Origin of the sequence: Pseudoduganella ginsengisoli (assembly GCF_009720865.1) — a bacterium.
GTDB lineage: Bacteria > Pseudomonadota > Gammaproteobacteria > Burkholderiales > Burkholderiaceae_D > Rugamonas > Rugamonas ginsengisoli.
Genome location: NZ_WNLA01000006.1, coordinates 127,320 through 139,433 on the forward strand (window position 1 = coordinate 127,320; position 12,114 = coordinate 139,433).

General features: G+C 60.9%; 11 protein-coding genes. 6 read left to right on the forward strand and 5 right to left on the reverse strand.

Translation table 11 applies throughout. The features are described from left to right. Nucleotides 1-9: 9 nt before the first annotated feature. Nucleotides 10-1,299, forward strand: coding sequence for a glycosyltransferase (locus GM668_RS11895; protein WP_155439173.1), 1,290 nt, complete (start codon nucleotides 10-12; stop codon nucleotides 1,297-1,299). A 113-nt stretch (nucleotides 1,300-1,412) separates the two neighbouring features. Here GM668_RS11895 and GM668_RS11900 read toward each other — a convergent pair whose 3' ends face one another. Next, nucleotides 1,413-2,735, reverse strand: a complete 1,323-nt coding sequence (locus GM668_RS11900) for a homoserine dehydrogenase (RefSeq protein ID WP_155439174.1) — start codon at nucleotides 2,733-2,735, stop codon at nucleotides 1,413-1,415. Nucleotides 2,736-2,757: 22 nt separating this feature from the next. Continuing rightward, nucleotides 2,758-3,990: a pyridoxal phosphate-dependent aminotransferase gene (locus GM668_RS11905; protein ID WP_155439175.1), complete on the reverse strand. Its 1,233-nt coding sequence runs from the start codon at nucleotides 3,988-3,990 to the stop codon at nucleotides 2,758-2,760. Nucleotides 3,991-4,240: 250 nt separating this feature from the next. On the opposite strand from GM668_RS11905, the gene GM668_RS11910 reads away from it, so the two are divergent. The 4 genes from GM668_RS11910 (at nucleotide 4,241) to GM668_RS11925 (ending at nucleotide 7,804) form a co-directional block, all read left to right on the forward strand. After that, entirely contained in the window at nucleotides 4,241-4,633 is a 393-nt protein-coding gene (locus GM668_RS11910) for an Mth938-like domain-containing protein (RefSeq protein ID WP_155439176.1), read from the forward strand. Between the two features lie 103 nt (nucleotides 4,634-4,736). After that, nucleotides 4,737-5,210, forward strand: a complete 474-nt coding sequence (locus GM668_RS11915) for a peroxiredoxin (RefSeq protein ID WP_170305607.1) — start codon at nucleotides 4,737-4,739, stop codon at nucleotides 5,208-5,210. 186 nt (nucleotides 5,211-5,396) lie between these two features. Then, entirely contained in the window at nucleotides 5,397-7,226 is a 1,830-nt protein-coding gene (locus GM668_RS11920; RefSeq protein ID WP_155439177.1) for a PhoH family protein, read from the forward strand. 347 nt (nucleotides 7,227-7,573) lie between these two features. Then, nucleotides 7,574-7,804, forward strand: a complete 231-nt coding sequence (locus tag GM668_RS11925; protein ID WP_371868687.1) for a heavy-metal-associated domain-containing protein — start codon at nucleotides 7,574-7,576, stop codon at nucleotides 7,802-7,804. Between the two features lie 15 nt (nucleotides 7,805-7,819). Here GM668_RS11925 and GM668_RS11930 read toward each other — a convergent pair whose 3' ends face one another. Next, a complete protein-coding gene (locus GM668_RS11930; RefSeq protein ID WP_155439178.1) occupies nucleotides 7,820-8,527 on the reverse strand; it encodes a glutathione S-transferase in 708 nt (235 codons plus the stop codon). A gap of 113 nt (nucleotides 8,528-8,640) precedes the next feature. Here GM668_RS11930 and GM668_RS11935 point away from each other — a divergent pair, with 113 nt between their 5' ends. Beyond that, on the forward strand, nucleotides 8,641-9,384 hold the full coding sequence (locus GM668_RS11935; RefSeq protein ID WP_155439179.1) for a sulfite exporter TauE/SafE family protein: 744 nt from the start codon (nucleotides 8,641-8,643) through the stop codon (nucleotides 9,382-9,384). Here the strand turns inward: GM668_RS11935 and cueR are convergent. Continuing rightward, entirely contained in the window at nucleotides 9,381-9,785 is a 405-nt protein-coding gene (cueR, locus tag GM668_RS11940) for a Cu(I)-responsive transcriptional regulator (protein WP_155439180.1), read from the reverse strand. The two genes, GM668_RS11935 and cueR, sit on opposite strands and share 4 nt — an antisense overlap. Then, a complete protein-coding gene (locus GM668_RS11945) occupies nucleotides 9,782-12,061 on the reverse strand; it encodes a heavy metal translocating P-type ATPase (protein ID WP_155439181.1) in 2,280 nt (759 codons plus the stop codon). Before GM668_RS11945 ends, cueR begins: the two co-directional genes overlap by 4 nt. Between the last annotated feature and the right edge of the window lie 53 nt (nucleotides 12,062-12,114).

Sequence of the window (12,114 nt, forward strand, 5' to 3'; positions counted from 1 at the left end):
GAAACAGTCATGAAAATCGGCATGCAAACGTGGGGCAGCCATGGCGACATTCGTCCCTTCCTTGCCCTGGCAGAAGGGTTACAAGCGGCGGGACATGACGTGACGCTGGCCATCACGTGCGTTGACAGCGCCGCCTACGCCGCCGTCACGTCCGCATCCGGCGTCAAGCTGCGCGTCATTGCGTCGCCCGTGCTGGCGCCTGAAGAGGCTGAACGGATCGGCGCTGAAGCATGCCGCATGCGCAATCCGCTGGAGCAAATGGCGACGCTGGTCAAACATTGCTACGCACCGGCGGAAGACGCCATGTTCGCGGCGGCGCGCGCGTTGTGCGGCGAATCCGATGTGCTGATCGGCCATTACTTCACGCAACCGTTGCAGGTGGCGGCGGAATACGCGGGCAAACCGTATGTCAGCGTCTTGCTGTCCCATGCCGGGGTGCCCAGCGCGTTCAGCCACCCGATTCATCACCCGTTCGGCAAGCTGGGCAACCGCTTCATGTGGTGGCTGACCCGCACCGCCCTGCACCGCACGATCGGCCACTACCCCAACCGGCTGCGCAGCAGCTTGCAAATGCCGCCGACGCGCGATGTCGTCATGGATGGATGGCTGTCGCGGCATTTGACACTGGTGGGCATCAGCCCGCAAATTTGCGGGCGCCAGCCGGACTGGCCGCAATCCATTCAAGTAACGGGCTTCCTGGATATGCCCAATATGCAGCTGGAGGGACAGCTGGGCGGCGCACTGGCGGCCTTCCTCGATGCGGGCGACGCGCCTGTTTATGTCACCACCGGCAGCTGGATGCCACGCGATGTGGCGCTGCAAACCAATGCATTGAAGCTGATGACGGATGCGGTCCGCCTGGCGGGCTGCCGCGCCATCATACAAAGCCCGGATGCGCAAGCGTGCGGCTTTGTTTCCGGCGACCGCATCCTGTATACAGGCGCCGCGCCCCACCACCTGGTCTTTCCCCGCTGCCGCGCCGTGGTCCACCATGGCGGCGCCGGCACAACGCAATCCGTCACGCTGGCTGGCAAACCATCCGTGGTGGTGGCGCATATCAGCGAACAAGAACACTGGGGACGGGAATTGCAGCGGCTCGGTTGCGCGGGCAAACCGCTGCACGTGCGCAGTGTAACGCCCCAAAAGCTGGCCGCGCACATGACGCACGCGATTCGCACGCCCGCCATGGCCGAGCGCGCGCAGGCCGTGGCACGCGCCATGGCGCAGGAAAACGGTGTGGCCGAGGCAGTGCGGCAAATTGAACAGCGCTTCACGCATAGGCTGCCAGCCATGGCGTGACACCACCACGGAGACTTCTTTCCAAACTGCAAAAAGGTGCCAGGGACTTTTTTTCGGCGCGGCAAAGAAAAGCGGCGCACGCAGCGCCGCTCCCTCTACAAAGACTGATGCAATCAGCTGAGGTTTTCCAGGCGGATCTTGGTCACCTGGCCCACAACTGTGGATAACGCTTCCATCTTCGCAATCGCCGCCACGACATTCTTTTCCTGCGTCTGGTGCGTCAAGATCACGATGTCGGTGTGCGTCTCGTTGTCTGCCGGTTCCTTTTGCATCATGGCGTCGATGGAAATCGTCGCGTCGGCCAGGATGCGCGTCAGGTCGGCCAGCACGCCCGGCTGGTCCACCACGTTCAACCGCAGGTAGTAGCTGGTGGTGATTTCCGACATCGGCAGAATGTTGATGTCGTTCATCGCGTTGGGCTGGAACGCCAGGTGCGGCACGCGGTGTTCCGGATCAGCCGTCGCCAGGCGGGTGATGTCGACCAGGTCGGCAATCACGGCCGAAGCGGTTGGCTCGGAACCCGCACCCTTGCCGTAGTACAAGGTCGCGCCGACAGCGTCGCCCTGCACCAGCACGGCATTCATCGCGCCTTCCACGTTGGCGATCAGGCGCTTGGACGGGATCAAGGTCGGGTGCACGCGCAGCTCGATGCCTTCCGTGCCATTGACGATGGCGCGCTTGGCGATACCCAGCAGCTTGATGCGGTAGCCCAGCTGTTCCGCGTATTGAATGTCCACGGCTTGCAGCTTGGTGATGCCTTCCACGTGCGCCTTGTCGAACTGCACAGGAATACCGAAAGCAATGGCCGACATGATGGTGGCCTTGTGCGCCGCATCCACGCCTTCGATGTCGAAGGTCGGGTCTGCTTCTGCGTAACCGAGGCGCTGCGCTTCTTTCAGCACAGTGTCGAAGTCCAGGCCCTTGTCTCGCATTTCGGACAAGATGAAGTTGGTGGTGCCGTTGATGATGCCGGCCAGCCATTGAATACGGTTCGCCGTCAAGCCTTCGCGCAGCGCCTTGATGATCGGAATGCCGCCAGCGACAGCCGCTTCGAACGCGACCATGACGCCTTTGGCTTGTGCGGCCGCGAAGATTTCATTGCCGTGCGTTGCCAGCAGGGCTTTGTTTGCCGTCACCACATGCTTGCCATTGGCGATCGCTTGCATGACGAGTTCGCGCGCAATGCCATAGCCGCCGATCAGTTCGATGATGATATCGATTTCCGGATCGTTAACCAGTTCACGCGCGTCGGACACGACTTTGCACTTGCCGCCGGTCAGCTCATTGGCGCGTGCAGTGTTCAGGTCGGCAACGGCAATAATTTCAATACCACGGCCTGCGCGGCGGGTAATCTCTTCTTGATTGCGTGCCAAGACGTTGAACGTGCCGGCACCCACGGTGCCAATGCCTAATAAGCCTACTTTGATGGGTTTCATAATGGTGAGTTTTCGTGTTTGATCAGATTGGGCTGCCGTGGCGCTTGCGGTAGCCTTCCATGAAGCGCGCGATACGTCCGAATGCTTCTTCCATGTCATCCGTGTTCGGCAAGAACACGACGCGGAAGTGATCCGGCGCAATCCAGTTGAATCCGGTGCCCTGGACGATAAGTACTTTGGTTTCTGCCAGCAGGTCGTACGCGAACTGCTGGTCATCCGCGATCGGGTAGATCTTCGGATCAAGACGCGGGAACATGTACAGCGCGGCTTTCGGCTTGACACAAGTGACGCCCGGGATATCGGTCAACAGCTTGTAAGCCAGATCGCGTTGCTTCAACAGGCGCCCGCCCGGCCCCACCAGGTCCTGTATGGACTGGTAGCCTCCGAGCGCAGTCTGGATGGCAAACTGGCCCGGCGCGTTTGCGCACAAACGCATCGAAGCCAGCATATTCAGGCCTTCGATGTAATCCTTGGCGTGGCGTTTTTCGCCCGATACCACCATCCAGCCGGCGCGGTAGCCGCACGAACGGTAGTTTTTTGACAAGCCGTTGAACGTCACGAACAGGATGTCGTCCGCCAGCGAAGCGATCGACGTATGTTCATTACCGTCGTACAGCACTTTGTCGTAAATTTCATCCGCATAGATGATCAACTGGTGCTGGCGCGCCAGTTCTATAATCTGCAGCAAGATTTCATTGGGATACAGCGCACCCGTCGGGTTGTTCGGGTTGATCACGACGATCGCCTTGGTATTCGGCGTGATCTTCTTGCGCATGTCGTCAATGTCCGGGAACCAGTCTTGCTTTTCATCGCAGACATAGTGCACCGGCGTGCCGCCCGACAGGCTGACAGCCGCTGTCCACAGCGGGTAGTCCGGCGCCGGCACCAGCACTTCGTCGCCCGTGTTCAGCAAGGCGTTCATGGACATCACGATCAATTCGGATGCGCCATTGCCCAGATAAATGTCGTCAATCGTCACGCCGGCAATTTTCTTGCCCTGCGTGTAGTGCATGACGGCCTTGCGCGGCGCGAACATGCCTTTGGAATCCGTATAACCTGCCGCATTCGGCAGGTTGACCATCATGTCATGGACGATTTCGTCCGGTGGCTCGAAACCAAATACGGCCAGGTTGCCGATATTCAGCTTCGTGATGCGGTGGCCCTCTTCTTCCATCTGGCGCGCCTTTTCAGGCACGGGACCGCGGATTTCATAGCAAACTTCCGCCAGCTTGTTCGATTTTTGAACCGGTCGCAAAATCTGATCCTAACTTTCTTGGTGGCTTTCGCCCCATCTCGCGCAAGAAAATTCGGTCAGAAGACCCAAAAATTCTATTTACGTGCGCGTCAATGTGACTTTTTGGTGCATTGCGAAAATACCCATTCTGCCGAAAGCGCCCCATTAAAGCAACCTCTGGCGGCCCCGGATCGCGTGAAAACGTTACAATACATAGAGAAATCGCGTCCCTTTACGCATAATTACGCTACTTTACGCACAGATACACGCTATGAAGCTCCATCCCAGCACCACCCAGCAATACCAGACCGTGACCGGCTACTTCGCTGGCGGGGTTGAAATCAATGCCCAGCCGTTCACCAACAGCTTATATATGCTGCCGGAAACAGCGCCGCGCGCGTGGCCGGTGGATTCGTTTGAAGCACTGGCCGCCGAACATTTTGAAATGCTGGCGGCAGACCAGCCAGATGTCGTCATCCTCGGCACCGGCGAGCGCCAGCGCTTCGTGCACCCGCGCCTGACCAATCCTTTGACCAGCAAGCACATCGGCGTTGAGTGCATGGACACCAATGCTGCATGCCGTACTTACAATATTTTGATGGGCGAAGGCCGCAAAGTGACGCTGGCGCTGATTTTTGAGAAAACTCAACCCGCCAGTGCCTGATACCGTAGGTGTCAGGTACTGCCAATTAAATCAACATTGCGGTATTGAAATTCCTCAAACCGCCCCCATATCCAAGTTGACTATACCAACCAGGAGAACCTCCGTGGCTGACAGCCAAACTGCAGTACCCCTCGCCGATTTTTCCGCTGCGATGACCAGCGGCCAGACCTTCCAGCTGCTGGGCCGCCCGGCCAAGCACACCGTACTGTTCTTTTATCCCAAGGACAATACCCCTGGCTGCACCACTGAAAACATGGCGTTCCGCGATGCATACGGCCAGTTCCAGGCGGCCGGCGTGGAAATTTATGGCATCAGCCGCGATTCCATTCGTTCGCACGAAAATTTCAAGGCCAAGCTGGGACTGCCGTTTGAATTGATTTCCGACCCCGATGAAACCGTATGCAGCCTCTTCAATGTCATGAAGATGAAGCAAATGTACGGTAAGACTGTCAGGGGTGTTGAGCGCAGCACGTTTATCGTTGACGCTCAAGGCCGATTGGTGAAAGAATGGAGAGGCGTGAAGGTTGCTACTCACGTGGATGAAGTTTTGGAATTCGTCAAAAACCAAGTACTTTGAGTCAAACCCTACCCACCCACTGTACCCGGTGGCGTATGCCACCTTCCGGTACCCCAATTCGGGCGTTCCCCGCCCGCGGCAGTCTTGTATTACCTTTCCGTCAGCATCCACCCCATGCGCCGCTACACTTCGCGCGGCGTGTCCAATGGGCGGACCCATCAAGCTTTTTTTTAGATCGAGATCCTGATGCCACTGCCAAAAATGCCAAGCAAGCCAGCTACCCTGTTGCTCGCAAAAGATTACCCGAAGGCCAGCGGCGCACGTCCCGTGCCTTTGCCCTTGGAAGAACAGGCGCCACCCGCGCCTAAAAAAGCATCCGTGAAGGCGGTGCCCGTAGCAAAAGCAGTCAAACCCGCAGTTCAAGTTGTAGCAGAAGCGCCGGCCGCCAAGCCTGCGCGCAAATCAAACGCCAAGGCGAAAGCCGTACCGGCGGCGGAACCGCATGTGCATGTACCTTTGACGGAAGAAATTTCGCCGACGCCAAAGACCAAAGCCAAGTCGCCGCGCGGCAAGACGCCGCCCGTCTCGGTGGAAGGCCCGCACCCGGCCAAGCACAAGGAACATGAAGTCGCCATCAAGTCGTCTTCGAGCCGCCATGCGGACCAGGCCGGCCTGACCAAGCTGTTCGTGCTCGACACCAACGTGTTGATGCACGACCCGTCGTCGCTGTTCCGTTTCGAGGAGCACGATGTCTACCTGCCCATGATGACATTGGAAGAATTGGACAACCACAAGAAGGGGATGTCCGAGGTGGCCCGCAACGCCCGCCAGGTATCGCGCACGCTCGATGCGCTGATGGCGGACACGGACGATGACGCCATCGAAGCCGGCATCGTGCTGTCCAAGCTGGGCAACAAGGATGCCAAGGGCCGCCTGTACTTCCAGACCAAGCTGCACGTAGCGGACTTGCCGGAAGGCTTGCCGCAAGGGAAAGCCGACAACCAGATCCTGGCTGTCGTGCGTTCGCTGGAAGCGGACCAGCCGGGCCGCGCCGTGGTGCTGGTGTCGAAAGACATCAACATGCGCATCAAGGCCCGCGCACTGGGATTGCCGGCGGAAGATTACTTCAATGACCACGTGCTGGAAGATACGGACTTGCTGTATTCCGGCATCGTGCAATTGCCGGACGACTTCTGGGACAAGCATGGCAAGGACATGGAGTCCTGGCAGGAAAACAAGAATGGCCAGAGCGCGACGTTCTACCGCGTCACCGGTCCATTCATTCCATCGCTGCTGGTGAACCAGTTCATCTTCCTGGAGCCTAACAATGGCGAAGCGCCATTCTATGGCCAGGTGAAGCAGATCAACGGCAAGACTGCCGTGCTGCAAACCTTGCGCGACTACTCGCACAACAAGAACAATGTGTGGGGCGTCACCGCGCGCAACCGGGAACAGAACTTCGCGTTGAACCTGTTGATGAATCCGGAGTGCGACTTCGTCACGTTGCTGGGCCAGGCTGGTACGGGTAAAACCCTGCTGGCATTGGCGGCCGGTCTGGCGCAAGTGCTGGAAACCAAGCTGTATAACGAAATCATCGTGACCCGTGTGACGGTGCCGGTGGGTGAAGACATCGGCTTCTTGCCTGGTACGGAAGAAGAAAAGATGTCGCCGTGGATGGGCGCGTTTGACGACAATCTCGAAGTGCTGAACAAGTCGGACGGCGAAGGCGGCGAATGGGGCCGCGCGGCGACGCAGGATTTGATCCGTTCGCGCATCAAGATCAAGTCGCTGAACTTCATGCGTGGCCGCACGTTCGTCAACAAGTTCCTCATCATCGACGAGGCGCAAAACCTGACGCCGAAGCAGATGAAGACCCTGGTGACGCGCGCCGGTCCGGGCACGAAGATCCTGTGCCTGGGCAACATCGCGCAGATCGATACGCCCTACCTGACGGAAGGCTCAAGCGGCCTAACGTACGTCGTGGACCGTTTCAAAGGCTGGTCGCACAGCGGCCACGTGACCCTGGCGCGCGGCGAACGTTCGCGCCTGGCGGATCACGCATCCGACGTGCTGTAAGCCCTCAACAACGCTTCATAGCCAGCCCCGCGCATCGCAAGGTGCGCGGGGCTTTTTATTCCCCCCAGTGGGGTCAGACGTGCATTCGTGCGTATTCCCCGTGGGGTCAGACGTGCATTCGTGCATAGCGCTCATAGGAGAACGCGCGCAAATTGGGCAAAATTCGATTGCTGAGCTCGGTTGTTTTCGAAACGAACTGAACCGCAGAAACCCTTTAATAGCAGGCTATATTTAAAATTTGTATGCACGAATGCACGTCTGACCCCACGGGATGGATGCACGAATGCACGTCTGACCCCACTGGGGGTGATTTTGCTTGACCTTCCTACGCTGGGAAGGATTACAGTATGGCTTTCTTTACCTTCAGGAGTAACACCATGTATGAATTCGACGTGCAAGACATGACGTGCGGCGGTTGCGCGGCCAGCGTGACGCGTGCGGTGCAGCGGATCGATGCGGGCGCCAAGGTCGATGTCGACCTGGCCGCAAAAAAAGTCAAAGTGACTTCTGGCCGTACACTCGATGAAGTGCGCGCAGCCATTGCCGACGCGGGCTTTCCTGTCACCGGCGCCCGCTGAATCGGGCAAGCCGGCTCAGAAATCCAGCTCGGCATAGCGGCGGAAAATATCGTCTTCATTGAAGGCAATCCGCCGCGCCGAACGCAGGTAGGCGGCAACCGCGGGCACTTGCATGACGCGGCCATGCAACGCAATCAGCTTCGGCCAATTCCCTTCATTGCGCGCCATGGCGCGCGGGAAAGCGTAGCGCAAGCCTTCGACCAGCTGGAACAGCGACAAGTCCACATACGACAGCCGCTTCCCCAGCGCATAGCTGCCCTTGCTGTTTTCCAGCACCTGCTCAAAGTAGCCCAGATATTTCGGGATGCGCGTTTCCACGAATTCCTTGGCCCGCTTTTTCGCCGCAGCCTTCTGGTCTTCGTAATACAGGTTGACGGATATCGGATGGTGCGTGTCATGCGCTTCCGCCACCATGTCCGCGATCGTCAACTGCAACTGGTGCGCCCACAGCCGCCCTGCTTCCGCACGCGGCGCCAGCCCATATGCACGGCCCAGATGCAGCAAGATATTGGCAGTCTGCCCAATCAGCAATCCGCCCGCCCGCAGCACCGGCGGCGCAAATGACGGGTGCTGCACGCTCTGCGCATCGAGCACGGCCTGCATCGCTGCCAGGCCATGCTTTTCACGCGCCACGTCGCGGTAAGGTACACCGGCAGCTTCCAGCGCCAGCCGGACGAATTCGCCCCGGCCCTGTATCGTCGGCCAGTAATACAATTCAACCATCGCATTTCCTCCCCGCCAGCAAGCCACCCAGCCATCATGCCTGAAATACGCTGCACGCAGCGCCTGCGCAGGCAGGCCGCTATAATCAGGCTGTCCCCACCATCCCGCACACCATGGAACTGTCCACAGTCGTCCTGATCGCTGCTGCAGGGCTGTTCGCCGGGGTGCAAAATGCGCTGGCCGGCGGCGGCTCGTTCATCACCTTCCCCACGCTGCTGCTGGCCGGGCTCGATCCCGTAGCCGCCAATATGACGTCCACCATTGCCATGTTCCCCAGCCAGACCACGTCGGCCATCGCCGGCCGCAAGCTGGCGGGCGGCGTGGCGGGACTGACGTTCCGCCAACTGTTCACCATCAGTTTTATCGGCGGCATCGCCGGCGCCCTGCTGTTGCTGGTGACGCCGCCCACGTTCTTCGCCAAACTGGTGCCGTGGCTGGTGCTGTTTGCCACGTCTGTGTTTGCATGGGGCAGCTTCCGCAGCCAGCCGCTGCATGCGGTGGAGGGCATGCCGGCGTGGGCGCTGGCAGCGGTCCAGTCGTGCATTGCCGTCTATGGCGGCTATTTCGGCGGCGGCATCGGCTTTTTGATGCTGGCGGCACTGACCATCGCAGGCCAGCAAATCCGCATGGCGACCGCCACGAAAAACATGCTGGCCATGGCCATGAACTGTTCCGCCACGCTGGTGTTCGCGCTGTCGGACCGCATCAGCTGGCCCGCCGCGCTGGCGCTGTGCGTGGGCGGCATTGCGGGCGGCTTGTGCGGCTCGTGGCTGATCCACCGCATGCCGGAACGCGCCATGCGGCTGTTCGTCGTGACGGTCGGCCTGGCGCTGACTGTGTGGATGTTTATCCGCTAATCCGCATCGGCATCTTCCGCGCCCAACGTCAGCAAGATCGGGCAATCCGGCCGCTGGTCGCCGCAGCAGGCATCCGCCAGCGACGCCAGCGTGTCGCGCATTTCCGTCAATTCGCGGATGCGGGCATTGAGTTCATCGACGTGGGTGCTGGCGATGCGCTTCACGTCAGCGCTTTCCCGCGCGCGGTCTTGCCACAGCGCGAGCAAGTCGCGGATCTGTTCCAGCGAAAAACCCAGCTTGCGGGCGCGGCGGATGAAACGCAGCGTATGCACGTCATCCGCGCCATAAATGCGGTAGCCGGCATCCGTGCGCGACGCCGCCTTCAACAGCGCAATGCTTTCGTAATACCGGATCATCTTCGCGCTGACGCCGGACGCCTGCGCAGCCTGGCCGATGTTCATGGTGTTTCCTTCGGTGGGACGGGCTTCCAGCGCCGCAGCAGCAATGCATTGGCCACCACGCTGACGGAGCTGGCCGCCATTGCGGCGCCCGCCACCATCGGGTTCAGCAAACCAGCAGCCGCCAGCGGAATGCCGGCCAGGTTATAAATAAAGGCCCAGAACAAATTCTGCCGGATCTTGCGCACAGTGCGGCGCGAGATATCGATGGCGCCCGCCACCAGCAGCGGGTCGGGCCGCATCAACGTGATCCCCGCCGCATGCATGGCGGCATCCGCGCCGCCCGACATGGCAATGCCGACATCGGCCGCGGCCAGCGCCGGCGCATCGTTGATGCCGTCGCCCACCATGGCCACCACGCCGCCCGCCTCCTTCAATTCACTGATACGGCGCGTTTTATCTTCCGGCAGCAGGCCCGCTTCCACAGTCTGCACCGGCGCTTGCTTGGCGACGCGGTTTGCCGCCCCCACGTTATCGCCCGTCAGCATGACTGTCGCGATGCCTTGCGCATGCAAAGCGTGCACGGCGCCCGCCGCCGTGGGCTTGACGGGATCCGCAAAGGCCAACAGCCCCAGCAATTCGTGGCGCGCACTGTCGGCCAGCCACGATACCGTATGGCCGTCCTGCTCCAGTTGCGCCGCCAGCGCCGCCAGCGGGGCCAGCGAGATATGGTGTTCCTGCATCAGGCGCGCACTGCCCAGCAATAGCGGCAGCCCTTCCACGCTGGCCGATAATCCCCGCCCTGGCATGGCCGTCATGCCCACTGCGGCAGGCGCCACGATGCCTCGCTGCGCCGCCGCGTCCATCACGGCGCGGGCCAGTGCATGTTCGCTGCCCCGCTGCATGGCCGCTGCCAGCACCAGCAGGCGCTGGCGGTCCGTCGCATAGGGTTCCAGCGCAGCCAGCACAGGCTTGCCGCTGGTGAGCGTACCGGTCTTGTCAAACACCACCGTCGTGATGCGCTGCGCCAGTTCCAGCGCCTGCATGTCCTTGACGAGAATGCCATGGCGCGCCGCCGCTCCGGTCCCCGCCATGATGGCCGCCGGTGTCGCCAGCCCCAGCGCGCACGGGCAGGCAATCACCAGCACCGCCACCGCGTGCATCAGCGCCAGTTCCGGTTCAGCGCCGGTGTACCACCAGCCGCCATACGTCAGCCCGGCCAGCACCAGCACGACCGGCACGAAGATGGCGCTGACTTTATCGACCAGCCGCTGCACGGGCGCTTTGGCGCCCTGCGCATCTTCCACCAGCCGGATAATCCGCGCCAGCACGGTTTCCGCGCCAATCGCCGTGGTGCGCACCAGCAGCAAGCCTTCGCCATTGATGGCGCCGCCCGTCACCCGATCGCCGGGACCGCGCGCCACCGGCAAGCTTTCGCCGGTAATCAGCGCTTCATCGACCTGGCTGTCGCCTTCCAGCACCACGCCATCGATGGCAATGCGCTCGCCCGGACGCACGACGACGATATCGCCCACCGCCACTTGTGCAATCGGCACGTCGGTCTCCACGCCGCCACGGCGCACGCGCGCCCGGTCAGGCCGCAGCGACTGCAATGCGCGGATGGCGGAGACAGCCTGCCGCTTGGCGCGCGCTTCCAGCCATTTGCCCAGCAATACCAGCGTAATGACCACGGCCGACGCTTCGAAATACAGGCTGGAATGCGCGTGCGCATAGCCATCCATGGTTTCAAAGCGCCACACGTGGTACACGCTGGTGCCATACGCGGCACTGGTACCCAGCGCCACCAGCAAATCCATATTGCCGCCGCCAGCCAGCAGCGCCTTGAACCCTGCCTTGTAAAAACGCGCCCCAAAAATGAATTGCACCGGCGTGGCCAGCAGCAATTGCAACAGCGCCAGGGTTTGCGGCGCCACCATTAGGCGGTAGCCAAACCAGTCCGCCACCATGGGCGCCATCAGTGGCAGCGACAGCAGGGCCGACCACAGCACGGCAGCACCGCCAGCCTTGGGGCGCGCGGGCTCCGCGTCTGGCACGGTCATGGCTGCCTGCTCTGTTACGCCAAAGCCCGCCTTGTCGAGCGCCGCCCGCATGGCATCGATCGCCAGCGGTCCGGACGATTCAACCCGCGCCTGTTCCGTGGCCAGGTTGACACTGGCGCTGGCCACGCCGGGCACGGCCGACAGCGCGCGTTCGACCCGCGCCACGCACGATGCGCACGTCATGCCTTCCACGCCGAAGGTCAGCACATAAGGTTGAGGCGGTGAATAGTCTGCTTTCAATGCGTACTCCTGTGATGCCTGTATCTTCAACCATCCCATGATGGGAAGGTCAAGCGACTTTGTACCACAGTTTCGGGGAAGAAAACGCCGGT

Bases quoted from the DNA above. Each gene is read 5' to 3' on its own strand.
- cueR (WP_155439180.1), bottom strand. From the start codon at position 9,785: ATGAACATCGGCCAGGCTGCGCAGGCGTCCGGCGTCAGCGCGAAGATG.
- GM668_RS11930 (WP_155439178.1), bottom strand. From the start codon at position 8,527: ATGGTTGAATTGTATTACTGGCCGACGATACAGGGCCGGGGCGAATTC.
- GM668_RS11925 (WP_371868687.1), top strand. From the start codon at position 7,574: ATGGCTTTCTTTACCTTCAGGAGTAACACCATGTATGAATTCGACGTG.
- GM668_RS11895 (WP_155439173.1), top strand. From the start codon at position 10: ATGAAAATCGGCATGCAAACGTGGGGCAGCCATGGCGACATTCGTCCC.
- GM668_RS11900 (WP_155439174.1), bottom strand. From the start codon at position 2,735: ATGAAACCCATCAAAGTAGGCTTATTAGGCATTGGCACCGTGGGTGCC.
- GM668_RS11935 (WP_155439179.1), top strand. From the start codon at position 8,641: ATGGAACTGTCCACAGTCGTCCTGATCGCTGCTGCAGGGCTGTTCGCC.
- GM668_RS11945 (WP_155439181.1), bottom strand. From the start codon at position 12,061: ATGGGATGGTTGAAGATACAGGCATCACAGGAGTACGCATTGAAAGCA.
- GM668_RS11910 (WP_155439176.1), top strand. From the start codon at position 4,241: ATGAAGCTCCATCCCAGCACCACCCAGCAATACCAGACCGTGACCGGC.
- GM668_RS11920 (WP_155439177.1), top strand. From the start codon at position 5,397: ATGCCACTGCCAAAAATGCCAAGCAAGCCAGCTACCCTGTTGCTCGCA.